The organism is Bradyrhizobium sp. A5 (assembly GCF_042076515.1).
In the GTDB taxonomy this organism is placed as follows: domain Bacteria; phylum Pseudomonadota; class Alphaproteobacteria; order Rhizobiales; family Xanthobacteraceae; genus Bradyrhizobium; species Bradyrhizobium cosmicum.
In genome coordinates, this window is record NZ_CP148990.1 from 766,235 (window position 1) to 790,450 (window position 24,216).

24 protein-coding genes are annotated in these 24,216 nt (G+C 65.3%); 19 read left to right on the forward strand and 5 right to left on the reverse strand.

Annotation, left to right across the window (positions count from 1 at the left end; translation table 11 throughout):
• Positions 1–132 precede the first annotated feature (132 nt).
• The 12 genes from WHZ77_RS03535 (at position 133) to WHZ77_RS03590 (ending at position 13,429) form a co-directional block, all read left to right on the forward strand.
• Complete coding sequence (locus WHZ77_RS03535) at positions 133–1,791, forward strand: ABC transporter substrate-binding protein (RefSeq protein ID WP_375312414.1); 1,659 nt, start codon at positions 133–135, stop codon at positions 1,789–1,791.
• 190 nt (positions 1,792–1,981) lie between these two features.
• A complete protein-coding gene (locus WHZ77_RS03540; RefSeq protein WP_375312415.1) occupies positions 1,982–2,935 on the forward strand; it encodes an ABC transporter permease in 954 nt (317 codons plus the stop codon).
• A 3-nt stretch (positions 2,936–2,938) separates the two neighbouring features.
• Complete coding sequence (locus tag WHZ77_RS03545) at positions 2,939–3,841, forward strand: ABC transporter permease (RefSeq protein WP_375312416.1); 903 nt, start codon at positions 2,939–2,941, stop codon at positions 3,839–3,841.
• Between the two features lie 3 nt (positions 3,842–3,844).
• Complete coding sequence (locus tag WHZ77_RS03550) at positions 3,845–4,906, forward strand: ABC transporter ATP-binding protein (protein ID WP_375312417.1); 1,062 nt, start codon at positions 3,845–3,847, stop codon at positions 4,904–4,906.
• Positions 4,903–5,100 (forward strand): hypothetical protein, encoded by a 198-nt coding sequence (locus tag WHZ77_RS03555; RefSeq protein ID WP_247507473.1) that lies wholly within the window; start codon positions 4,903–4,905, stop codon positions 5,098–5,100. Before WHZ77_RS03550 ends, WHZ77_RS03555 begins: the two co-directional genes overlap by 4 nt.
• Positions 5,097–6,512 carry an amidase gene (locus WHZ77_RS03560; protein WP_375312418.1) on the forward strand — a complete coding sequence of 472 codons (1,416 nt, stop codon included), beginning with the start codon at positions 5,097–5,099 and terminating at the stop codon, positions 6,510–6,512. Before WHZ77_RS03555 ends, WHZ77_RS03560 begins: the two co-directional genes overlap by 4 nt.
• Positions 6,509–7,483 (forward strand): ABC transporter ATP-binding protein, encoded by a 975-nt coding sequence (locus WHZ77_RS03565; RefSeq protein ID WP_375312419.1) that lies wholly within the window; start codon positions 6,509–6,511, stop codon positions 7,481–7,483. The genes WHZ77_RS03560 and WHZ77_RS03565 overlap by 4 nt, the downstream gene beginning before the upstream one ends.
• Before the next feature lie 305 nt (positions 7,484–7,788).
• Positions 7,789–8,058, forward strand: a complete 270-nt coding sequence (locus tag WHZ77_RS03570) for a GlsB/YeaQ/YmgE family stress response membrane protein (RefSeq protein ID WP_375312420.1) — start codon at positions 7,789–7,791, stop codon at positions 8,056–8,058.
• A 261-nt stretch (positions 8,059–8,319) separates the two neighbouring features.
• On the forward strand, positions 8,320–10,062 hold the full coding sequence (locus WHZ77_RS03575) for a type I secretion system permease/ATPase (protein WP_375312421.1): 1,743 nt from the start codon (positions 8,320–8,322) through the stop codon (positions 10,060–10,062).
• Positions 10,059–11,393, forward strand: a complete 1,335-nt coding sequence (locus tag WHZ77_RS03580) for an HlyD family type I secretion periplasmic adaptor subunit (protein ID WP_375312422.1) — start codon at positions 10,059–10,061, stop codon at positions 11,391–11,393. Before WHZ77_RS03575 ends, WHZ77_RS03580 begins: the two co-directional genes overlap by 4 nt.
• Positions 11,394–11,604: 211 nt before the next feature.
• A complete protein-coding gene (locus tag WHZ77_RS03585; protein WP_375312423.1) occupies positions 11,605–13,074 on the forward strand; it encodes an AMP nucleosidase in 1,470 nt (489 codons plus the stop codon).
• 79 nt (positions 13,075–13,153) lie between these two features.
• A complete protein-coding gene (locus WHZ77_RS03590; protein WP_375312424.1) occupies positions 13,154–13,429 on the forward strand; it encodes a DUF1488 family protein in 276 nt (91 codons plus the stop codon).
• Between the two features lie 195 nt (positions 13,430–13,624).
• On the opposite strand, the gene WHZ77_RS03595 is transcribed toward WHZ77_RS03590, so the two are convergent.
• Entirely contained in the window at positions 13,625–14,107 is a 483-nt protein-coding gene (locus WHZ77_RS03595) for a CinA family protein (protein ID WP_375312425.1), read from the reverse strand.
• A gap of 168 nt (positions 14,108–14,275) precedes the next feature.
• Here WHZ77_RS03595 and WHZ77_RS03600 point away from each other — a divergent pair, with 168 nt between their 5' ends.
• From WHZ77_RS03600 to WHZ77_RS03610, 3 genes are read left to right on the forward strand one after another with little or no spacing between them, the layout of a single operon-like run.
• Positions 14,276–15,361, forward strand: coding sequence for an amidohydrolase family protein (locus tag WHZ77_RS03600; protein ID WP_375312426.1), 1,086 nt, complete (start codon positions 14,276–14,278; stop codon positions 15,359–15,361).
• Positions 15,358–16,467, forward strand: a complete 1,110-nt coding sequence (locus tag WHZ77_RS03605; protein ID WP_375312427.1) for an amidohydrolase family protein — start codon at positions 15,358–15,360, stop codon at positions 16,465–16,467. Before WHZ77_RS03600 ends, WHZ77_RS03605 begins: the two co-directional genes overlap by 4 nt.
• The gene (locus WHZ77_RS03610) at positions 16,467–16,880 is read left to right on the forward strand and encodes a Rieske (2Fe-2S) protein (protein WP_375312428.1); all 414 of its coding nucleotides are present in this window, start codon (positions 16,467–16,469) and stop codon (positions 16,878–16,880) included. Before WHZ77_RS03605 ends, WHZ77_RS03610 begins: the two co-directional genes overlap by 1 nt.
• Positions 16,881–16,933: 53 nt before the next feature.
• Here the strand turns inward: WHZ77_RS03610 and WHZ77_RS03615 are convergent, their stop codons facing one another.
• On the reverse strand, positions 16,934–18,259 hold the full coding sequence (locus WHZ77_RS03615; protein ID WP_375312429.1) for an MFS transporter: 1,326 nt from the start codon (positions 18,257–18,259) through the stop codon (positions 16,934–16,936).
• Between the two features lie 139 nt (positions 18,260–18,398).
• Positions 18,399–19,298 (reverse strand): transcriptional regulator GcvA, encoded by a 900-nt coding sequence (locus tag WHZ77_RS03620; RefSeq protein WP_375312430.1) that lies wholly within the window; start codon positions 19,296–19,298, stop codon positions 18,399–18,401.
• A gap of 110 nt (positions 19,299–19,408) precedes the next feature.
• Between WHZ77_RS03620 and WHZ77_RS03625 the strand changes: the two genes are divergently transcribed.
• Both WHZ77_RS03625 and WHZ77_RS03630 read left to right on the forward strand, forming a co-directional pair.
• A complete protein-coding gene (locus WHZ77_RS03625) occupies positions 19,409–19,612 on the forward strand; it encodes a DUF1127 domain-containing protein (RefSeq protein ID WP_375312431.1) in 204 nt (67 codons plus the stop codon).
• Between the two features lie 69 nt (positions 19,613–19,681).
• Positions 19,682–20,305, forward strand: a complete 624-nt coding sequence (locus WHZ77_RS03630) for a GNAT family N-acetyltransferase (protein WP_375312432.1) — start codon at positions 19,682–19,684, stop codon at positions 20,303–20,305.
• Between the two features lie 219 nt (positions 20,306–20,524).
• Here the strand turns inward: WHZ77_RS03630 and WHZ77_RS03635 are convergent, their stop codons facing one another.
• Positions 20,525–21,355 (reverse strand): enoyl-CoA hydratase, encoded by an 831-nt coding sequence (locus tag WHZ77_RS03635; protein WP_375312433.1) that lies wholly within the window; start codon positions 21,353–21,355, stop codon positions 20,525–20,527.
• A gap of 116 nt (positions 21,356–21,471) precedes the next feature.
• On the reverse strand, positions 21,472–22,173 hold the full coding sequence (locus tag WHZ77_RS03640; protein ID WP_014439512.1) for an SDR family NAD(P)-dependent oxidoreductase: 702 nt from the start codon (positions 22,171–22,173) through the stop codon (positions 21,472–21,474).
• A gap of 39 nt (positions 22,174–22,212) precedes the next feature.
• Here WHZ77_RS03640 and WHZ77_RS03645 point away from each other — a divergent pair, with 39 nt between their 5' ends.
• Together WHZ77_RS03645 and WHZ77_RS03650 are read left to right on the forward strand one after the other, a co-directional pair.
• Positions 22,213–22,371 (forward strand): hypothetical protein, encoded by a 159-nt coding sequence (locus tag WHZ77_RS03645; protein ID WP_375312434.1) that lies wholly within the window; start codon positions 22,213–22,215, stop codon positions 22,369–22,371.
• Positions 22,372–22,415: 44 nt separating this feature from the next.
• Positions 22,416–24,200, forward strand: coding sequence for an acyl-CoA dehydrogenase family protein (locus WHZ77_RS03650; protein ID WP_375312435.1), 1,785 nt, complete (start codon positions 22,416–22,418; stop codon positions 24,198–24,200).
• The last annotated feature ends 16 nt before the right edge of the window (positions 24,201–24,216 follow it).

Consider the following 24,216-nt stretch of genomic DNA (forward strand, 5'->3'; position numbering starts at 1 on the left):
AGCTTTGCCTCTGCTAAATTACAAAGACTTGTCGTCGCAGGGGGAATTTGCAGAAAAAGTTTCTCTTTGGCATAGCCATTGCATACGTTTGCATCAAAATTAATCATCGTAAGCCGGAAAAGGATTGAGGCGATGCTTATCAAGACGACCACACGCGCGGCGCTGATTGCGGCGCTGGCTCTGACGACGGCGGCCGCATGGCCGCACGTGGCCAGTGCCGAGACCGTGCTGCGCATCGGCATGACCGCTGCCGATATTCCGCGCACGCTGGGCCAGCCCGATCAGGGTTTTGAAGGCAACCGCTTCACCGGCCTCACCATGTATGACGCGCTGACCGGCTGGGACCTCTCGTCCGCCGACAAGCCGAGCGTGGTGATCCCCGGCCTTGCCACCGAGTGGAAGGTCGACGATGCCGACAAGACCAAATGGATCTTCAAGCTGCGTCCCGGCGTCACCTTCCATGACGGCTCGCCGTTCAATGCCGACGCCGTGGTGTGGAACGTCGACAAGGTGCTGAAGCAGGATGCGCCGCAGTTCGACGCCAGCCAGGTCGGCGTCACGGCGTCGCGCATGCCGACGCTGGCCTCCGCCAGGAAGATCGACGACATGACGGTCGAGCTCACCACCAAGGAGCCCGACAGCTTCCTGCCGATCAACCTCACCAACCTGTTCATGGCCAGCCCGGCGAAGTGGCAGCATTTCTATGAGAAGGCGGAAGGGGCCGATGCCAAGGCGAAGTCGCAGGCCGCATGGACTGCGTTCGCCAAGGACGCCGCGGGCACCGGCCCGTGGAAGATGGCGAGCTTCACCCCGCGCGAACGGCTCGAACTGCTCAAGAACGCGAGCTATTGGGACAAGGCGCGCGTGCCCAAGGTCGACAAGATGGTGCTGGTGCCGATGCCGGAAGCGAACGCCCGCACCGCGGCCCTGCTCTCCGGTCAGGTCGATTGGGTCGAGGCGCCGGCGCCTGACGCGCTGCCCGAGCTCAAGCAGCGTGGCTTCAAGCTCTACGCCAACGAGCAGCCCCATGTGTGGCCGTGGCAGTTCTCGCGCATCGAAGGCTCGCCGTGGAACGACATCCGCGTGCGCAAGGCCGCGAACCTCTGCGTCGATCGCGAAGGCCTGAGGGACGGCCTGCTGGCCGGCCTGATGGTGCCGGCGACCGGCACCTTCGAGCCCGGCCATCCCTGGCGCGGCAAGCCGACCTTCGAGATCAAGTATGACAAGGCGGCCGCCCAGAAGCTGATGCAGGAGGCCGGCTTCGGTCCGAACAAGAAGCTGACGGTGAAGGTGCAGACCTCCGCCTCCGGCTCGGGCCAGATGCAGCCGCTGCCGATGAACGAATATCTCCAGCAGGCACTCGCCGAATGCTATTTCGACGTGAAGCTCGACGTCATCGAGTGGAACACGCTGTTCACCAACTGGCGCCGCGGTGCCAAGGACCCCAGCGCCAACGGCTCGAACGCGACCAACGTCACCTATGCGGCGATGGACCCGTTCTTCGCGCTGGTGCGCTTCCTGCAATCCAGCATGGCGCCTCCGGTCTCGAACAATTGGGGCTTCATCAACAATCCCAAGTTCGACGAACTGGTGAAGAAGGCGCGGCAGACTTTCGATCCCGCCGCGCGTGACGCCGCGCTCGCCGAACTGCACGCGGCCTCCGTCGACGACGCAGCCTTCCTCTACGTCGCCCACGACGTCGGCCCCCGCGCCATCAGCCCGAAGGTGACCGGCGTTGTGCAGCCGAAGAGCTGGTTCATCGACTTCTCGCTGGTGTCGATCACGCCGTGAGGCGAGCACGCTGGTAGGGCTCCCCTCCCCCTTGCGGGGAGGGGTTGGGGAAGGGGGTTCACACGCGCGGTCCCTGTGTGGCCACCCCTCTCCCTAACCCTCCCCCGCAAGGGGGGAGGGAACCCTCACATCGCGCGTCCCTTACTGCAATCTACGCATCTCATCGTGCGACATCACGTTAGGTCAATCAGTGCTCGCCTACATCGCCAGACGCATCGTCTATGTCATCCCGATCGTCATCAGCGTGGCGCTGGTGTGCTTTCTGCTCGTGCACATCACGCCGGGCGATCCGCTCGTCGCGGTGCTGCCTGCGGATGCCTCGCAGGAGCTCGCGGCGCAGCTGCGCGCCGCCTACGGTTTCGACCGGCCGCTGCCGGTGCAGTTCGGGCTTTGGCTGTTGCGCGCGCTGCATGGCGACCTCGGCAATTCCATCGCGACCGGGCGTCCCGTGCTCGCCGAGGTCATGCGCGCGGTCGCCAACACCGTCACGCTCGCGATTGCCGCGGCCATCATCGGCTTCACCATGGGCATCCTGCTCGGCCTGATCGCCGGTTATTTCCGCGAGACCTGGATCGACAAGGTCGCGACGTCCTTTGCGATCGCCGGCGTCTCGGTGCCGCATTACTGGCTCGGCATGGTGCTCGTCATCATCTTCTCGGTTCAGCTGAACTGGCTGCCCGCGGTCGGCGCCGGTCCCGGCGGCTCCGCCGCCTGGGCCTGGGATTGGGCGCATCTGCAATATCTCGTGCTGCCGGCGATCACGACTTCGGTGATTCCGATGGGCATCGTCACCCGCACCGTGCGTGCGCTGACCGGCGACATTCTTTCGCAAGACTTCGTCGAGGCGCTGCGCGCGAAGGGTTTGCACGAGACCGGCGTGTTCCGCCACGTCATCAAGAACGCCGCGCCCACCGCGCTCGCGGTGATGGGACTTCAGCTCGGTTACATGCTAGGCGGCTCGATCCTGATCGAAACCGTGTTCTCTTGGCCGGGCTCCGGCTTTTTGCTCAACTCGGCGATCTTCCAGCGCGACCTGCCGCTGCTCCAGGGCACGATCCTGATCCTCGCGCTATTCTTCGTCTTTCTCAATCTGCTGGTCGACATCGCGCAAGCCGCGATCGATCCGCGCATCAAGCGGGGCTAGCCGATGAGCGAGCTTCCGTTGTCCGCCACCGCCGACGCCGCGCTCCAGGCCGCGCCCGCGACCAAGGCGCGCGGCTATTGGGCCACCGTCGGCCGCCGCATCGCCCGCGACAAGGTCAGCATGGCCTGCGCGCTGGTGCTGCTGCTGATCTTCCTCTCCGCGATCCTCGCGCCGTGGCTGGGACTCGAAGATCCCTACAAGGGCTCGATGATCCGCCGCCTCCGCCACATCGGCACGGTGGGTTATCCGCTCGGCACCGACGAGCTCGGCCGCGACATGCTGGCGCGGCTGATCTATGGCGGGCGGCTGTCGCTCCTCATCGGCATCCTTCCTGTGATCCTCGCCTTCTGCATCGGCACCTCGCTCGGCCTCGCCGCCGGCTATGTCGGCGGCAAGCTCAACACCGCGATCATGCGCACGATCGACGTGTTCTACGCCTTCCCGTCCGTGCTGCTCGCGATCGCGATCTCCGGTGCGCTGGGAGCCGGCATTCTCAACTCCATCGTGTCGCTGACCGTCGTGTTCGTGCCGCAGATCACCCGCGTCGCCGAAAGCGTCACCACCGGCGTGCGCAACATGGATTTCGTCGAGGCCGCGCGCGCCTCCGGCGCGGGGCCCTTCACCATCATGCGCGTGCACATTCTCGGCAATGTGCTGGGCTCGATCTTCGTCTATGCCACCAGCCTGATCTCGGTCTCGATGATCCTGGCCGCCGGTCTTTCCTTCCTCGGTCTCGGCACCAAGCCGCCGGAACCGGAATGGGGACTGATGCTCAACACGTTGCGGACCGCGATCTACGTCAATCCGTGGGTCGCCGCGCTTCCGGGCGCGATGATCTTCGCGGTCTCGATCTGCTTCAACCTGCTCTCGGACGGCCTGCGCAGCGCCATGGACATCAGGAACTAGCCCATGAGCGAGACCAACACCCCCGTCGCCATGCTGGAGCCGATCGAAGACCTTGGCGGCGCCGCGCAGCCGCTGCTTCAGGTCAACGGCCTGACCAAGCATTTTCCGGTTCGCGGTGGGCTGTTCGCCGCAAAACGCACCGTTCGGGCCGTCGACAACGTGTCCTTCACCGTCGCCAAGGGCGAGACCGTCGGCATCGTCGGCGAGTCCGGCTGCGGCAAGTCGACCACCGCGCGGCTCCTGATGCACCTGATGCCGCGCGATGTCGGCGATATCATCTATGACGGCATGACCGTCGGGCAGTCGCTGAGCCTGCGTGAACTTCGCCGCGGCATGCAGATGGTGTTCCAGGATTCCTACGCCTCGCTTAATCCTCGCCTCACCATCGAGGAATCCATCGCCTTCGGGCCGAAGGTTCACGGCATGGCCGACGGTACGGCGCGCGCACTGGCGCGCGAGCTGCTCGGCAAGGTGGGCCTGCGCCCCGAAAACTTCGCCAACCGCTATCCGCACGAGATCTCCGGCGGCCAGCGCCAGCGCGTCAACATCGCGCGCGCGCTCGCGCTGTCGCCGCGCCTGGTGATCCTCGATGAAGCGGTGTCCGCGCTCGACAAATCGGTCGAGGCACAGGTGCTGAATTTGCTCGCCGATCTCAAGCGCGAGTTCGGCCTGACCTATCTCTTCATCAGCCACGACCTCAACGTCGTCCGCTACATCTCGGACCGCGTGCTGGTGATGTATCTCGGCGAGGTCGTCGAGCTCGGCCCCGTGGACCAGGTCTGGGACAGTCCCGCGCATCCCTATACGCGCGCGCTGCTTGCGGCGATGCCGTCGTCCGACCCGGATCGGCGCACCGAGAAGCCGCCGATCTCGGGCGATCCGCCCAATCCGATCGATCCGCCGCCGGGCTGCCGCTTCCACACCCGCTGCGCGTTTGCGGAGCCGCTCTGCGCAAATGCCGCACCAAAGCTCACGGCCGTCGATAGAATGGGCCACGAGGCGGCGTGCTATATGGTGATCCCGGGTTCAGGCCATAGCCGCGCGCCCGCAGAGGAAACCGCATGACGAGACCGACACCCAAAGAGATCAAGCCGATCGCGCAAATCGCAGGCGTCCCCGTCGATGACGAGATCGCAACGCGCATTTCCAATTCGATCGGACCGGCCTTCGAAGGGTTCGAGGCCATCGCCGGCACGTTGCCGTTCGATCTCGAGCCCGCGCTCTATCCGATCGCGCAGACGCTGAAGGTGTCGAAATGAGCACTGAGCCTGCATTGATGACGCTCACCGAGGTCGCGCGTGCGATCGCGATGAAGCAGGTGTCCTCGCATGAGGTGACGCGCGCGCTGCTGCATCGCATCGCGCAGTGGCAGCCGCATCTCAACGCCTTCATGTCGATCGAAGCGGAGGCTGCGTTGAAAGCGGCCGAGGCCGCCGACGCCGAGCTCGCCAAGGACAAGGTGCGCGGTCCGCTGCATGGCGTGCCGCTCGCGCACAAGGACATGTATTACGATGCCGGCAAGGTCTCGACCTGCGGCTCGCTGATCCGCCGCGATTTCGTGCCGACCGTGACGTCGACCGCTTTGCAGCGGCTGAAGGACGCCGGCCAGGTTCGCCTCGGCACGCTGCATCTGGCGGAATTCGCCTACGGCCCGACCGGCCACAACGCCCATTATGGCCCAGTCCGCAATCCCTGGAATGTCGCGCATATCACCGGCGGCTCCTCGTCGGGCTCCGGCTCGTCGGTCGCCGCGCGCCTGACGTTTGCCGCGCTCGGCTCGGACACCGGCGGCTCGATCCGCATGCCCGCGCATTTCTGCGGCGTCACGGGCCTGAAGACCACCGTCGGCCGCGTCAGCCGCGCCGGCGCGATGCCGCTGTCGCAATCGCTCGACACGGTCGGCCCGCTCGCGCGGACCGCGGAGGATTGCGCGCTGCTGCTGGCCTTGATGGCGGGTCTCGATCCCGCAGATTCGACCACCAGCCACGAGCCGCTGTCGGACTATGTCGCGGCGACCAAGGGCTCGCTGAAAGGCCTCAAGATCGGCGTGCCCGCGTCCTTCTATGTCGACGATCTCGACAGCGAGGTCGCGCGCGTGCTCGACGAGACCATCGCGGTGCTCAAGCGCGAAGGCGCCGACATCGTCAAGGTCGAGCTGCCGGACCAGCGGCAATTGTCATCGGCAAGCCAGCTCGTGCTCGCGGCGGAAGCTGCCGCGTTCCACAAGCGCTGGATGATCGAGCGTCCGCAGGATTACGGCCCGCAGGTCTTGATGCGGCTTCAGAACGGTCTCGCCGTGCCCGCCATCACCTATCTCGAAGCGATGCGCTGGCGCGGGCCGGCGCTCGCGGCGCACAATGCAGCCACAGCCGGCGTCGACGCAATCATCGCGCCGGCCTCGCCGGTGCCGGCACCGACCATCGAGGAGAGCGACGTTGGCGGCGGACCGAACGCGCCAGCCATGGTGCAGCGCCTGACGCTGTTCACCCGTCCGGTGAACTATCTCGGGCTGCCGTCGCTCACCATTCCCTCGGGCTTCACCAAAAGCGGCCTGCCAGTCGGCATGCAGCTGATCGGCCGCTCCTTCGACGAGGCGACCCTACTCACCATCGGCGCTGCGTTCCAGCGCGTCACCGACTATCACGACCGGGTACCCAAGCTGCCGTCATGACAAAGCTCGTCGACATCTCAGGTCTCAACATCCGCTTCACCGGCGAGCGCACGGTCTATGCCGTGAACGATCTCAGTCTCTCGCTCGGCGACGGCGAGGTGCTGGGCCTGCTCGGCGAATCTGGTTCGGGCAAGAGCGTGACATTGCGTGCGCTGATGCGGCTGCTGCCGAAGAAGCGCACGCAGATCACGGGCAAGGTCAACGTCATGGGCCGCGACGTGCTGGCCATGAACGACGAGGAACTCTCGTCGTTCCGCGGTCAGACCGTGTCGATGATCTTTCAGGAGCCCGCGCTGGCGCTCGACCCGGTCTACACCATCGGCGCACAGATCGCCGAAAGCGTCGTGCGTCACGAGGGCAAGTCTTACGCGGAGGGCAGGGCGAGGGCGCTCGAGATGCTCGAGGTCGTGCGTATTCCCTCGGCCAAGCGGCGTCTCGACGCCTATCCGCACGAGATGTCCGGCGGCATGCGCCAGCGTGCGATGATCGCGTTGGCGCTGGCCTGCCGGCCCAAGATCCTGCTCGCGGACGAGCCGACCACGGCGCTCGATGCCACCGTGCAGATCCAGATATTGCTGCTCTTGCGCGAACTGCAGCGCGAGTTCGGCATGTCCGTCATCTTCGTCACCCACGACATCGGCGTCGCCATCGAGATCTGCGACCGCGTCGCGGTGATGTATGCCGGCCAGATCGTGGAGCGGGGCACGCTTCGCGACATCGTCCGCAGCCCTGTGCATCCCTACGCCAAGGGCCTGCTCGCCTCGACCATCCACGGCGCCAAGCGGGGGCAGCGCCTCGAAACCATCCCCGGCACGCCGCCGTCGCTGGCGGAGAAGCCGAACAGCTGCTCCTTCGCCCCCCGTTGCAAGCTCGCCGAGCCGCGCTGCCTGGAGCAGCTGCCTCCCAATGTGGAGGTCGGACCGGGCCGGGCGGCGCGGTGTGTGCTGGCGGAGCCGGTGGCCGTTTCCTAGCTGTCGCCCGTAGCCGGTGCGCGCCCTCGCCCCGCCCTCTTGTCCGCCGAAGCCCGCCTTCGGGCGAAGGCGGATGCGGGGTGAGGTTAGGAGAATCGCGCGCGATTTCAGAATTCCTCCACGACAACACCGACTTGTCACAGTTCACCGTGCGCCAATTGCCGAACCCGTTTCTACTGTGCATGGGGTTGTTTTCGACATTTTTGTTTCCGCAGGCGCAACCAGGCGGTGGGGAACCGCATTCACACCCCATTCATTCCGGTTCCCGTTCCATGCGGGGCATTCACGCCAGAGGGACGTCACTTATGTACATTTCCAACGAAGGCCTGCTCGTCATCCTGTTCGTCGGCCTGGTCGCCGGCTGGCTGGCCGGCAAGATCGTGCGGGGCGCCGGATTCGGGATCATCGGCGACATCGTCATCGGCATCTGCGGCGCGCTGGTCGCGAGCCTGTTGTTTCCAAAGCTCGGCATTCACATCGGCACGGGCCTGGTGTCCGAGATCGTCTATTCCGCGATCGGCGCGGTCATCCTGCTGCTGGTGGTGAGGCTGGTGCGCGGCGGCGGCCGGCTTTAGCAGCTCCCTCGGTTCAATCGGAACTTTCGCCTCTCCCCGGCTGGGGAGAGGCCGCGATGTCTGCTATAAAAAGCCGCAAAGACTGTGAAATACCGGACTTGCGTGCGAGGCCGTCAGGGGGTGATGTGACCCATCGGGGTCCCGGATTAATAATCGGCTGCGCTCGGCGCAGCGGGAAGACCATGTTAATCCGGGTCGAATACCCCTGAACTGCCTGTGAAATCGGGGGCTCCGGCCCCTCACCTGAAAGAGATCAGACTGATGGCAGCCGTACCTGGCGTCCGCCGTTCAGAGCTCGGTGACGCCTTGCGCGCCTGTCGCACGGCGTTCATTGGCGTCGGCTTGATGAGCTGCATGATCAACCTGCTCTATCTGACCGGGTCGATCTTCATGCTGGAGGTCTACGACCGGGTGCTGCCGAGCCGCAGCGTTCCGACCCTGATCGGCCTGATCGTCCTCGCCAGCTTCCTCTACATGGCGCAGGGCGTGCTCGACATGATCCGCAACCGGATCCTGGGGCGGATCGGCACCGCGCTCGATGAAGCCCTCAACAAGCGCGTGTTCGACACCATCGTGCGGCTGCCGCTGCTGGTCGGCAACCGCAACGAGGGCCTGCAGCCGCTGCGCGACCTCGACAATGTCCGCTCCTTCCTCGGCAGCATGGGGCCGAGCGCGTTCTTCGACCTGCCCTGGCTGCCGCTCTATCTCGCCATCTGCTTCGCCTTCCATGTCATGATCGGCGTCACCGCCCTGGTCGGCGCCATCATTCTGGTCGGGCTGACGCTGGTCACTGAGTTCATGTCCCGCCAGCCGGCGCGCGACGCGATGGGTCTCGCGGCCCAGCGCAACGACATTGCCCAGTCCAGCCGCCGCAATGCCGAAGTCATGGTGTCGATGGGCATGACCGGCCGGATGAACCAGCGTTGGAGCGAGGCCAACGAAAAATATCTCGACGGCAATCAGCGTGCGAGCGACGTCGCCGGCGGTCTCGGCGCGGTCGCCAAGGTGCTGCGCATGATGCTGCAATCGGCGGTGCTCGCGGTCGGTGCCTATCTCGTCATCCACCAGGAGGCGACCGCCGGCATCATCATCGCCGGCTCGATCCTCTCGGCCCGCGCGCTGGCGCCGGTCGATCTCGCCATCGCGCACTGGAAGTCCTTTGCCGCGGCCCGCCAGAGCTGGCATCGCCTCACGCGCCTTTTGGAGCAGATGCCGGCGCAGACGATGCCGACCCAGTTGCAGGCGCCCACCAGCCGCCTCTCGGTCGAGGGCATCGCCATGGTGCCGCCGGGCGACCAGCGCCTCATCGTGCAGGACGTCACCTTCGCGCTCGCTGCCGGCAACGGCCTCGGTGTGATCGGGCCGAGCGGCTCCGGCAAATCCTCGCTGATCCGGGCCCTCGTCGGCGTCTGGCATCCTGTCCGCGGCAAGGTGCGGCTCGACGGCGCGGCGCTCGACCAATGGTCAAGCGACATGCTCGGCCGCCACATCGGTTATCTGCCGCAGGACGTCGAATTGTTCGGCGGCTCCATCGCGCAGAACATCAGCCGGTTCGACCCTGCGGCCACCTCCGACGGCATCATTGCCGCGGCCAAGGAAGCCGGCGTGCACGAGATGATCATCAAGATGCGTGAGGGCTACAACACGCAAGTCGGCGAGCAGGGCACCGCGCTCTCCGCAGGCCAGGCCCAGCGCGTGGCGCTGGCGCGTGCCCTCTACGGCAATCCGTTCCTGATCGTGCTCGACGAGCCCAATTCCAATCTCGACACCGAAGGCGACGAGGCGCTGACCCGCGCGATCCGCGGCGCACGCGACCGCGGCGCCATCGTCATCGTGGTGGCGCACCGGCCGATCGGCGTCGAGGCGGTCGACCAGATCCTGGTGCTGCGTGACGGCCGCATGCAGGCCTTCGGACCGAAGGAGCAGGTGCTCGCCCAGGTGCTGCAGCCGCGCGTGACGCCGCCGGCACCGATCAAGATCGTCAGCGAAGGCGGGAAGTCATGAGCACGATGACGATCGGCGGGACAAAACCCGCCGCAAAGCGGACCGTGCGGGAATCGATCCGGTTTCACCTGATGCTCGGGCTCGGGATCGTCTTGGTCCTCGTGGTCGGCCTCGGCGGCTGGGCGTCGACCGTGCAAATCTCCGGCGCGCTGATCGCGCCGGGCCAGATCGTGGTCGAATCCAACGTCAAGAAGGTGCAGCACCCGACCGGCGGCGTGGTCGGCGAGCTGCGCGCCCGCGACGGCGACGTGGTCAAGGCCGGCGACGTCGTGGTGCGGCTGGACGACACCGTCACCAAGGCGAACCTCGCCATCGTCACCAAGAATCTCGACGCAGCGCTGGCGCGCGCGGCGCGGCTCCAGGCCGAGCAGCGCGGAATCGACAGGATCGACTTCCCGCAATCGCTGCTCGACCGCGGCAATGATCCCGACGTCAGGACGCTGCTCTCCGCCGAAACCAAGCTGTTCGACGTCCGTGTCAACGGCCGCGCCGGCCAGAAGGCGCAGCTTCGCGAGCGCATCCAGCAGCTCAACGAGGAGATTGAGGGTCTCTCAGCGCAGGAGAGGGCCAAGGACAAGGAAATCTCGCTGGTGCAGCAGGAGCTGGTCGGCGTCCGCGATCTCTACGAGAAGCATCTGGTGCAGATCTCGCGCCTGACCACGCTCGAACGCGACAGCGCCCGCCTCAACGGCGAGCGCGCGCAGTACATCGCCTCGCGGGCGCAGGCCAAGGGCAAGATCACCGAGACCGAGCTCCAGATCATCCAGGTCGACAAGGACATGGTGAGCGAGGTCTCCAAGGATCTGCGCGAGACCAATGACAAGATCGGCGAAATGATCGAGCGCAAGGTTGCCGCCGAGGACCAGCTTCGCCGCGTCGACATCCGCGCGCCGCAGGACGGCATGGTGCTGCAATCGACCGTTCATACCGTCGGCGGCGTCGTCACCGCCGGCGACGCCCTTATGCTGATCGTGCCGCAGGCCGACGATCTCCAGGTCGAGGCCAAGGTCAATCCGGTTGACATCGACAAGCTGCAGATCGGCCAGAAGACGCTGCTGCGCCTGTCCGCCTTCAATCAGCGCACCACGCCCGAGCTCAACGGCGTCGTCAGCCGCGTCTCGCCTGACGTCACTACCGATCAGCGCACCGGCCAGAGCTACTACACCATCCGCGTCTCGCTGCCGGCGGACGAGATCGCCCGCCTCGGCGACTCCAGGATGATCCCCGGCATGCCCGTGGAAGCCTTCGTTCAGACCGGCGACCGCACCATGCTGTCCTATCTGATGAAACCCCTGCACGACCAGTTGATGCGGGCGTTCAGGGAGAAGTGACGCGCGAAAGCGCGGCATCCCGGAGCGCGCTTAGCGCGCATCCGGGATCTCGCGCGGCAGGCTCGATCTCGTAGGGTAGGCAAAGGCGCAACGCACCGTGCCCCCCACTCTTCGCGCGACGGTGGTGGGCACGCTTCGCTTTGCCCACCCTACGCGTCCTCGTTATTTGCTATAGTTCGACTCAAGCCCCAAGCAATCCGGCAATCGAACCATGCAATCCCCACCTTCCATCGCCACCAAATCCTTCACCGACGCCGGTCCGGCCGTCGCCCGGCTCGAAGAGATCTACGATCGCAACACGAAATTCCTGCGTGACAGGTTCGAGGCTTACGTCAACGGCGAAGCGATCACGGCCCGAGTGCGGGCCTATTATCCCTTCGTGCGCATCACCACCGCGACGCATGCGCGGCTGGACTCGCGCCTCGCTTACGGCTTCGTCGCCGGACCTGGCGTGCACGAAACCAGCGTGACGCGGCCGGATCTGTTTCGCGCCTACCTGACCGAGCAGATCGGCCTCCTGATCCAGAACCACGGTGTGCCCGTCGAGATCGGCGAGTCCGCCGAGCCGATCCCGATTCACTTCGCCTATCGCCGCGACATCAACATCGAGGCTGCCATCACCACCAGCGAGAACTCGCCCGTCGCGCGATCGCTGCGCGATGCGTTCGACGTGCCGGATCTGGCCACCATGGACGATTCCATCGCCGACGGCACTTTCAAGCTCCAGCCCGGCGTGCCCGAGCCGCTGTCGCTGTTTCGCGCCGCCCGCGTCGATTATTCGCTGCGCCGGCTCTATCACTACACCGGTACCGACCCCGAGCATTTCCAGAACTTTGTCATTTTCACCAACTACCAGTTCTATGTCGACGCCTTCGCGCAAGCCTGCCAGCAGCGGCTTCAGTCCGGCGAGGCCGGCCTCGAGGCCTTCGTTGCACCCGGTAATGTCATCATGCGCGGTGGCGGGGCGACCAGCGGGACGGCGCCCGCGCGCGTGCCTCAGATGCCGGCCTTCCATCTGGTCGCGCCGGGCTACCGCGGTATCACCCTGATCAATATCGGCACCGGTCCGTCCAATGCGCGCAACGTCACCGACCACGTCGCCGTGCTGCGCCCGCATGCCTGGCTGATGCTCGGCCATTGCGCCGGCCTGCGCAACACGCAGCGGCTCGGCGACTATGTGCTCGCCCACGGCTATGTCCGCGAGGACCATGTACTGGATCGCGAACTGCCGCTGTGGGTGCCGATCCCGGCGCTCGCCGAAATGCAGGTCGCGCTCGAAGAGGCGGTCGAGGACGTCACGGGTCTCGAGGGTTTCGAGCTCAAGCGTCTGATGCGCACCGGGACGGTGGCCAGCGTCGACAACCGCAATTGGGAGATCAGCGGGCCTGAGGTCATTCGCCGCCTGTCGCAATCGCGCGCCGTCGCGCTCGACATGGAATCGGCCGCGATCGCCGCCAACGGCTACCGCTTCCGCGTCCCCTACGGCACGCTGCTTTGCGTCTCCGACAAGCCGCTGCACGGCGAGATCAAGCTCGCAGGCATGGCCAGCGAATTCTACCGCCGCCGTGTCGGCCAGCATCTCGAAATCGGCCTGAAGGCGCTGGAGCGGCTCAAGCAGCAGGAATCCGAGCGGCTGCATTCGCGAAAGCTCCGCAGTTTCGCCGAAGTCGCGTTCCAGTAGAGTGCCTCAACCTCTTTGCGGCTGACAAGCCCGGCAATTCCAAGCATTGTCGGCGCGGGGGCCGACCGGACCGCTTTCCATGCCGCTGATGCGTGACAAGATCATTGGCCATGATCTCGAACGGCTCGCCTTTCGCTTTACCATGCTGAGCGAGGGCGAAATCGTGCAGTGCCAGATCAGCGACGCCGCGATGGACGAGCTTGCGGGCATGCAGGGCACCGAGAGCAGCGCGCGCCAGGCGCAATTCTTGTCCCTGCGCGAGACGATCGAGCGGATCGCGTCGGATATCTATGACGAGGCGCCGCGGGTGCACGGCTATGTGGTGCGGATTTTCATGCGGCATTTGGGAAGGTGATCGTCGGTTGTCGCGGGCACCAACCTCTCACCGTCACCCTGAGGTGGCCGCTTCTTCAGCGGCCCTCGAAGGGCGACGGCCCGGCTGCATCTCGGCCGTTCATCCTTCGAGGCTCCCCCCGCGGCGCGTTGCACCGCGCGTCTCGCACCTCAGGATGACGGGTTAGGCAACGCAGCGGCCGCTCGCTCGATCAGCTCACCCCTCCAGCTTCCTCAGCAACAACTTCAACGCCGTCGCCGCAAACACCTGCATATTTGCAAACCGGTCGCCGCTCGCCGTCTCCAGCGTGATCACCTCCGCCGTGGGGCCGGACACCGCCATGCAGCTGTGGCCGGCGGCGTCGCCGTAGCGGTTGCCGGTGGGGCCGGCGGCACCGGTCTCGGACAGGCCCCAGTCGGCGCTGAAGCGGCTACGCATCTGGTCCGCGAGGAGCTTTGCGTAGGGCTCGGACGAGGAGCGAAAGCCCTTCATTCCTTCATCTGAAATATCCATCAGCACGCGCCTGGCATCGCGGGTGTAGACCACGGCCCCGCCGAGGTAGTAGGCCGAGGCGCCGGGGACCGCGAGCAGGCTGGCCGAGATCAGGCCGCCGGTCGAGGATTCGGCGACCGCAATGGTTTGCTTGCGCGCGATCAGTTGGGCCGCGACCTGTTCCGCAATGCCGACGAGCTCTTTCATCCCTTGATCCTCTCATTCCTCGCAACCGAGCTGTGCCTTCCTAGCATATGCCAGTCGCCTTGGCCGAGTTGCGGACGACGGGCAGGCCTGCTTGAATGGCAGGCGCAAGACGGCGCGGTGAAGCGCTGCGCAAGGTAACGTCACGAGGAAACGCAACAAGGAGACGTGATGGCGTCCCTGATCGCCGGCGGGGTGGATTGCGACGTGCATCCGGCCGTGCCGCATCTGACCAGCCTGCTGCCGTATTTGAACGACTATTGGCGCGATCAGGTGACGACGCGCGGCATGGTCGACCTCGTCTCGCAATCCTATCCCGAGCATTCGCCGATCACTTCGCGTCCCGACTGGCGGCCCGAGAGCGGCAAGCCTGGCGAGAGGCTGGAGGACATGCAGCGCCATGTGCTCGATCCCTTCCAGCTCGAGCTCGCCATCTGCAATCCGCTCTATGGCGTGCAGATGGTGTTTTCGGAAGATTTGCAGGCCGCCTTCTGCCGCGCGCTGAACGAGTGGCTCGCGAAGAAATGGCTCGATCGCGATCGGCGGCTGCGCGGCTCGATCGTCATTCCCACGCAAAGCGTCGACAAGGCGGTCGCCGAGATCGAGCGCTGCGCGCAGGACAGGCGCTTCGTGCAGGTCCTGATGCTGGTGATGGGCGACACGCCGCTCGGCAAGCGGGCGCTGTGGCCGATCTATGAGGCCGCCGAACGGCTGGACCTGCCGGTCGGCATCCACGCCGGTTCCGCCTATCACAATCCGCCGACCGCGGTGGGATGGGGGTCCTACCACATCGAGGATTATGTCGGTCAGGCCCAGGCGTTCCAGGCCCAGCTCACCAGCCTGATCGTCGAGGGCGTGTTCGCCAAATATCCTGGGCTGAAGATGGTGATGCTGGAATCCGGCGTCTCCTGGATTTCCCCCTATCTCTGGCGGCTGCACAAGTTCTGGCGCGGGGTGCGGATGGAGACTCCCTGGGTCGATCGCGCGCCGCTGGAAATTGTGCGAAGCAATATCCGCTTCTCGTTACAGCCATTTGATGCGCCGCCGGAGGCCGAGACATTAATTCGCCTGTTTGATCATATGCAGTCGGACGAATTGGTCCTATTCTCCACGGACTATCCGCACTGGCAGTTTGACGGCCAGGACGCGCTGCCCGAAGGTCTGTCTCCCGATCTCGTGCGCAAGATCATGATCGATAATCCGCATGCGACCTATCCCCGCCTGAAAGAACTCCCTCCCAAGGAGGCAAGGCCATGAACATCCAGTTCCGCGAACAAACGGATTCCGCCGCTCCCCTCACCGTGAAGACCGCGATCGCGGACTGCGACATCCATCCGGCACGCGCGACCCGCACCGAGCTCTATCCCTACCTCGCCAAACGCTGGCAGCATCATCTCGAGGTCTACGGCGTGCACGCCTATCAGGGCATGATGGAAGGCCCGCCTTATCCAAAGGCACAGCCCAACGCCTCGCGCCGCGACGCCTATCCGCCGGAAGGCGGCCCGCAGGGCTCCTCGCTCTCCTTCATGCAGAAGCAGCTGCTCGATCCCAACAATGTGCAGCTGGGCGTTCTCAATCCGCTCAACACCGGGCAGGGCATCCGCAACCACGAGCTCTCGGCTGCGCTGTGCTCGGCGATCAACGATTGGCAGATCGACAAATGGACCAGCAAGGACAAGCGGCTGAAGGCGTCCATCGTCGTCGGCAATGAGGACGGTCTGTCTGCCGCCGCGGAGATCCGCGAGCGCGCCGGGGACAAGAACTTTGTGCAGGTGCTGCTGCTCAGCCGCAATGTCGAACCGCTCGGCCAGCGCCGCTACTGGCCGATCTATCAGGCCGCGGAAGAAGCGGGCCTGCCCGTCGGCGTCCACGCCTTCGGCTTCGGCGGCAACCCGATCACGCCGTCGGGCTGGCCGTCCTATTACATCGAGGAGATGGTGGGACATTCACAATGCCAGCAATCGGCGCTGGCGAGCCTCGTCCTGGAAGGCGTGTTCGAGCGCTTCCCGAAACTGAAGATGGTGATGATCGAGGCCGGCTTCGGCTGGGCGCCGTCGCTGGCCTGGCGGCTCGACAAGGTCTGGCAGCGTCTCAGGAGCGAGGTGCCGCATGTCAAACGGCCGCCGTCGGAATATATCCGCGAGCAGGTGTGGTGGACCACGCAGCCGATGGAAGATCCGGAGCGGCGCGAGGATCTGTTCGACGTCATCAAATGGATCGGCTGGGACCGCCTGCTGTTCGCGACCGACTATCCGCATTGGGACTATGACGAGCCGTCGCGCGTGTTGCCGGCCGGCGTCAGCGAAGCCAATCGCGAGGCGTTCTATCTCGGCAATGCGAAGAAGCTGTACGGAATTGCTTGATGGCGCGTCATGTCATTGCGCCAGTGGATGAGCTTCCGCCCGGCACGCGAAAATTCCTGGAGATCGAGGGACGGCCGATCGCGGTCTTCAACATCAAGGGCGAATATTTCGGATTGATGAACCGCTGCCCGCATCAGGGCGCGGCGCTGTGCGAGGGCCCGTTGATCGGGCTCGCACAGTCGAGCGAGCCCGGCGAGATCGAATATACGAAGCTCGGCGAGATCATCCGCTGCCCTTGGCACGGCTGGGAGTTCGACATCCGCACCGGCCAGTCCTACTGCGATCCCCGCCGCTTCCGCGTCAAGGCGTACCCGGCCCACGTCGAGCCGGGCGCGAGCGTGGTGAAGGGGCCGTATGTGGCCGAGACTGTCACGGTGAAGGTCGAGAGCGATTACGTGGTGGTGGAGCTGTAATCTCTCCCCATCGTGCGCCCCCTCTCCCGGCAAGCGGGGAGAGGCGAGAGCCATCAATGCCCCGCGACCGGCTCCGCCACCGCATCATAGGTCGGCACCGCCCTGCCGCCGCCGCGATAGACGACCAGCGCGGCGATGATGCCGAGCGCCGCCGCGAACATCAGCCAGAGACCGGGCGCGGCCTTGTTGCCGGTGTAGTCGATCAGCAACGTCGAGGCGAACGGGGTGAAGGTGCCGAACAGCGCGGCGGCGAGCGCGAAGGCCAGTGAGAAGCAGGTCGTGCGCACATGCGCCGGTACGATCTCGACGAGAGCGCCGAGCATGGTGCCGCTGTAAATGCCGAAATAGAACGAGAACATCATCTCGACGGCGAGCAGCTTGCCGAAGGTCGGTGCGGCCACCAGCCAGCTCAGCGCGGGGTAGGCGGTGAGCAGCGCCAGGGTAGCGATGCCGACCAGCACCGGCTTGCGGCCGATACGGTCGGACAGCGCGCCGCCGACCGGATTCCAGAAGAAGTTGGTGACGGCGACGAGCAGCGTCACCAGCAGCGCATCCTGCGACGACAGCTTCAGCACGGTCTTGCCGAAGGTCGGCGTGTACACGGTGACGAAGTAAAACGTCGTCGTTGTCAGGATCGCGATCATCATGCCGAGCAGCACGATGCGCCAGTTGGCGAGCGCGGACGCGAACACTTCGTTCGCGCTCGGGTGCCTCTTCATGGCGAGGAAGGCCGGTGTTTCCTCGAGCGTGCGCCGCAGGAAGAAGATCAGGGGAATGATCATGCAGCCGACGAAGAAGGGAATGCGCCAGCCCCAGGCGGCCACGGTGTCGGCCGGCATCACCTCGGAGAGGAGGAAGCCGAGGATCGAGGCGACGAAAATCGCGACCTGCTGGCTCGACGACTGGAACGAGGTGTAGAAGCCGCGATTGCCCGGCGTCGAGATCTCGGCGAGATACACCGACACGCCGCCGAGTTCGACGCCGGCGGAGAAGCCTTGCAGCAAGCGGCCGATCAGCACGATGACCGGCGCCGCAATGCCGATGGTTGCATAGCTCGGGCAGAACGCGATGACGACGGTGCCGATGGCCATGATGCCAAGCGTGACGATCAGGCCCTGGCGGCGTCCGATGCGATCGATATAGGCGCCGAGCACGATCGCGCCGACCGGACGCATCAGGGCGCCGAGCCAGAACACACCGAATGTGTTGAGCAGCGATGCCGTCTCGTTGGTGGAGGGGAAGAACGCCTTGCCGATGGCCGCGGCATAGAAGCCGAACAGGAAGAAGTCGAACTGCTCGAGGAAATTGCCCGAAGTGGCGCGCAGGATCGCGCCGATGCGCGACTTGATCTCGGGCGGATTGGTTGCTGGTCCAGCCATGGCATGGCTCCCTGAAGACGTGGCCGGACCGGAACTCGTTTCACGGCAAGGCGACAGATCGATGCTGCGACAATCTGTCACCTCTCTCGCGCCGAGCGGGGGTGAGTCAACCAATTTTGCTGGCGAAGCTGATGATTTTTCAGGCTTTATTCTGCGTTGCAGCAATCATCCATGTGCGGAACGCGGTAAGCTTCGGGGCCTCGCGGCGGCCCTCCGGCGCGACCAGGTAGAAGCCGGCATCGGCCGGCAGCGCAATCTTGAAGGGCACCACGAGCCGGCCCTTGGCGATGTCGTCCTGGACGTAGGAGGTCCGGCCCATCGCCACGCCGATGCCGTCGATCGCGGCCTGGATGGTCATGAAGATCATGTCGAAGGTGATGCCCGGCTGCCTTGCGATATCGACCGGCAGCCCCGCCGCGGTCAGCCACAGCCGCCAGTCGTCGCTGTTGGCGTTGGAGGTGTGCAGCAGCGGATAGCCCCGGAGATCCTCGGGCTTGCGCAGCGGCTTGTCGCCGCGCAGCAGCGACGGGCTGCACACCGGAAACAGCTCGTCGGCCATCAGCCAGTCGGCACGCAGGCCCGGCCACTGGCCGCGGCCATAGCGGATCGCGGCGTCGACATTGTCGCGCTGGAAATCGACCAGGCTGGTCGAGGTGGTGATGCGGACGTCGATGCCGGGATGCTGCTCCTGGAAATCGGTCAGCCGCGGCAGCAGCCATTTTGCCGCGAGCGAGGCCAGCGTCGAGACGGTCAACACCTTGTCGTCGTCCTTGCGCAGCAACCGGTCGGTGGCGAGGCGGAGGTCGTTGAAGGCGGCGCGGACGCCCGGCAGATAGTCGCGCGCCTCCGGCGTCAACGCCAGCGCGCGGTTCTGCCGGATGAACAGGCGGATGCCGAGCTCTTCCTCGAGCCTGCGGATCTGATGGCTGATCGCGGTCTGCGTCACGTTCAGCTCGCTTGCGGCCAGCGTGAAGCTGAGATGGCGCGCGGCAGCCTCGAACGCCCGCAATCCGTTCAGCGAGGGCAATCTGGCAGTCATCTGGCAGCAGGATGCATGACGTTATTTCATGCGAAAAGGTACAAATTGTCGTTTGTCGCAGTGCACTCGGAGGCAGATATTGGCGTTCAAGTTAGCTCAAGGAGCTGAACATGTCTACTTTGACCCAAAATTCAATGACAAATCATCATGCGTCCGGACTACTCACCCAGATTGGGGAGACCCTGCATGTCTGGCACGAGCGCTATCGCACCAGGCGTGAACTGACCCACTGGACAGCCCGCGATCTTCATGACGTCGGTCTGTCCTGGAGCGACATTGCCCACGAGGCTGACAAACCCTTCTGGCGGGCCTGATTGGCCGCCAGGCCGGCGCCGCCCGACTGTGGGGGCGCCGGCGGTCCCTCTTTCTCTTGGGCACGTGTCATGATCTCTCTCCGCCTGGAAGACCTGAAGCAATATTCGGACACGCTACGCACCCGACACGGCGAGGCGCTCAACGTCCGTTTCGTCGAGCCGCGCGACACCGAAGAGCTTCAGCACTATTTCCGCTCGCTCACGACGCGGTCCCGCTACAACCGCTTCTTCGGCGCGATCAGCGAATTGCCGAAGGGCCTGCTGAGCGAATTCCTCGATGTCGGCGGGCGCGAACGCTTTACTGTTGTTGCGACCAAGTTGGTCGACGGCTTCGAGACCATCGTCGCCGAAGCGCGCTATGCCTTCCATGCCGAGACCGCGGCGCTGGAGTTCGGCCTGTCCGTCGATGACCGCTGGCAGGGCCACGGCATCGCCACCGCGCTCATGAAGAATCTGGAATGCCGCGCCGCCGCGCTCGGCGCCGAGCACCTGTTCGGCGACACGCTGCGCGCGAACGACACCATGATCTCGCTCGCGCGCAAATCCGGCTTCGCCTTCGTCAATCATCCCGATGACTGGAAGCTGGTGCGCTTCGACAAGGAAATCAGCGTCGCACCGAAAGACATTCCCTGCGCGAGTTGGCGCCTCGCCGCACTTACCCGTCAGGCCGAAAGCCCCTCAGCCTCGACCTGACGTCACTGCAAGCCCGGTTCTGGCGATCCAGAGCCGGGCATTTTTTTGCAGTCTCCCCGCCCTCTCATGCCGTCATTCCGGGGCGCGCATGGCGCGAGCCCGGAATCCATTTCACGACGTGTACTGTCGCCTGATGGATTCTCTGATGCGTAATTGCGCATCAAAGCTCGATGATGCGCATCGCCCCGGAATGACGGCGACTGATGCTGATCCGTCGGCCTACTTCCCCGTGAACACCGCCTTGCGCTTGTCGATGAACGCCTGCACCGCTTCCTTGTGATCGGCCGTCGTGGTCAAGCGGATCAGCCGCTCGGCCTCGTGGTCGCGGGCGGTTTCGAAATCGAACAGCAGGGCCTCGTCGAGATTGTCCTTCATGTAGCGCAGCGCGAGGCGCGGGCCTTCGGCGAGCGACTTTGCCAGGGCGAATGCTTCGGCTTGCAATTTATCGTCGGGCACGACGCGGTTGACGAGGCCGATGGCTTCGGCCCGCGCGGCATCGACGCGATCGCCGGTGAACAGCAACTCGCGCGCCCGGGCGGTGCCGACGAGGCGCGTCAGCAGCCAGGCGATGCCGTAGTCGCCGGAGAGCGCGATGCGCGCGTAGCCGGTGGCCACGAAGGCCGATTGCGCGGCGATGCGGATGTCGCAGGCCATCGCGATGGCAAGCCCCGCGCCGACCGCGGGGCCGGGCAAGGCGGCGATGGTCGGCTTGCGCACCGCGACCAGCGCGCCGGTCAGCAACCGCTGCCGCTCCTGGAGATCGGCGACCTTGTCATCAAACGACATCTCGAGCTTAGCCTTGTCGCGATGCGCGCCCATGCTCTTGACGTTGCCGCCGGCGCAGAACGCTTCGCCCGCGCCGGTGAGCAAGAGCGCGCCGACATCGGGGCTCTCGCCGCAGGTCCGGATCATCGTGCGCAGCGCCGGCGTCAGCGTGTCCGACAGCGAGTTGCGCGCCTCCGGCCGGTTCAACGTGATCACCGCGACACGGTCGCGGATGACGCAGAGCAGTTCACTGGTGCCGGTGTCGATGGTGGTGTCCGTGGTCATTGTCGCTCCCTACTCTTGGTGGGATGGGCAAAGCGAAGCGTGCCCACCATTGTTGTTTCGTCATTGATGGTGGGCACGGCGCTATGCGCCTTTGCCCACCCTACGGCAGTCACGCCTCAAAACTTCTCCACCCAGGGGCGCAGCTCGAGCTCCCAGCTCCAGGCACTGCGCGGCTGCTGCAACACGTTCCAATAGCTCTCCGCGATCGCATCGGGATCGAGCATCGAATCCGGCTTGTCCGGTGCTTCCGCGCGCGTCGCGCTCTTGATGCCGCCGTCGATGACGAAATGCGCGACATGAATGCCCTGCGGCGACAATTCGCGCGCCAGGCTCTGCGCGAGGCCGCGCAGCGCGAACTTGCCCATCGCGAAGGATGCGGATTGCGCGTAGCCCTTGACGCTGGCCGAAGCGCCGGTGAACAGGATCGCGCCATGCTTGTTCGGCAGCATGCGCTTGGCCGCCTGCTGCGCCACCAGGAAGCCGCCATAGGCGCTGATCGCGATCGCTTGCGCCACATCGGCCGGAACGAGATCGACGAACGGCCCCCGCGTGCGGCCGCTGGCGTTGTAGACCACGAGATCGGGCGTACCGATCTCGCGCTCGACCAGGCCGAACAGGCGCTCGACCTCCTCCGGTTCGGTGGCGTTGCAGGCATAGGCCTTGGCGCCGGTTTCGCTGCAGAGCGCGCCGAGCTTTTCGATCTTGCGCGCGGCCAGCGCGACGCGGATGCCCTGGGCGGACAGCAGCCGCGCCAGCGAGGCGCTCAGGCCTTCGCCGGCGCCGACGATGAGTGCGATCTTGTATTTCGGATGGTCCATGACGTGGTCCCTCGAGGATCAGGAGCCGCTGATCTATGCATGGCGCGTGCGAACAGCCAGCAGGGGTATCGGGAGGATGATCACATTCCGCAGAGCGAATTGCTCCCTCGCGGCGATCATGCCTCTCTGACAATTTGCGGCTTTATCCAATCTGTCGGCTGGAGCATGATCGACATCATCCCAAGCGGCAAGCGCTAAACAGCGTTAAATGTCGGCAGGACGCGGAAACCAAGAGGACGATCATGCACAAGCCGGTCACAGCGCAGCCAAACAATGTCGCGGCGGCACCATCCGGCCTGCTGGCGCCCGATACATCGGGCATGAATTTCTACCGCGCCGATCAGGCGCTGACGGATCTCCTGCGGATCCATCTGCCGGAGACATTATTCCGTCACATCGAGCCGCATCTCGATCGCCTCGGCGAGCTCGTCGGCGGCCCGCTCGACGACTATGCACGGCTCGCCGACCGGCACACGCCTGTGCTGCACCAGCGCGACAAGTTCGGCCGCGACGTGCAGTGGATCGAATACCACCCGGCCTATCGCCAGCTGGAGAACGCCGCGTTCGGCGAGTTCGGCATCCATGCGCTCTCGATCCGCAAGGGTATCATGGGCTGGCCGGACAAATATCCGGTGGTGGCAAAACACGCCTTCACCTTCCTGTTCAACCAGACCGAGTTCGGCATGGGCTGCCCGATCAACGTCACCGATGGATGCGCAAAACTGCTGGCGAATTTCGGCAGCGAGGCGCTGAAAGCAAAATATCTCGACGGCCTCACCCAGACCGACATGGCCAAGCTGACGCAGGGCGGCCAGTTCATGACCGAGAAGGAGGGCGGCTCCGACGTCGGCACGCTGACCACGCGCGCCGTGCAGGAGGGTGACCATTGGCGCTTGTACGGCGAGAAATGGTTCTGCTCGAATGCCGACGCGAAAGTGGTGATGCTGCTGGCGCGCCCTGAGGGCGCCGGTCCCGGCACGCGCGGCGTCGGCCTGTTCCTGATGCCGCGCTTCCTCGACGACGGATCGCAGAACCACTACCGGATCGTGCGCCTCAAGGACAAGCTCGGCACCCGCTCGATGGCTTCGGGAGAGATCAAGCTCGAAGGCGCGATCGCCTATGCGGTCGGCAAGCTCGACCGCGGCTTCGTGCAGATGGCCGAGATGGTGAACTCGTCGCGGCTCTCCAACGGCGTGAAATCCACCGCGCTGATGCGCCGCGCCTATCACGACGCGATGACGGTGGCCAAGAATCGCGTGGTGTTCGGCAGCCGCATTATCGATCTGCCGCTTGGCCGAAGGCAGATGCTGAAGATCATGCTCCCGGTCGAGCAGGCGCTGTCGACGAGTTTTCTCACCGCCGAAGCGCTCGACCGCGCCGAAGCGGGCAGTCAGGACGCAGCCGCGCTGCTGCGCATCCTGACGCCGACGCTGAAATTCCGCGCCACCCGCGATGCGCGAAAAGTCTGCGGCGATGCGCTCGAGATGCGCGGCGGCATCGGCTATATCGAGGAATTCGCCACCGCGCGGCTGCTGCGCGATGCGCATCTCGGCTCGGTCTGGGAAGGCACCGGCAACATCGTCGCGATCGACGCGCTCCGGCGGGCGGTCGGCCGCCACGGCGCCGAATCCGCGCTATCCGCCGATCTGCATGCCCGTCTCGACGACAGCGCCTCCGTGCCGCAGGCCTGGCGCGACAATTTGCGCGGCCTCGTCGATCGCGCCGTCGGTTTCGCCCGCGAGGTCGCGGGGACATCCGAGAACGAAGCCGACGCGCGCCGCGCCACCAGCCTGCTCTATCACGTCGCAAGCGCCGTTGCGCTCGCCTGGGAAGCGCATCGCATCCACGAGAGGCGCGGCGATGCGCGCCGGCTGCTGCTGTCGCGTCTGGTTATCGATCATCGCGTGGCGCCGAACGATCCGTTCCGGCTGACGGAAAATGCGGTGCAGCAGAAGATCGCCGCGCTGCTGCTGGGCGATCGCGATGCCGGCATGAGCGAGGTTGGCGAACTGGTTCTGGCGGCGTAGGCTGTGCTCGCGTCCA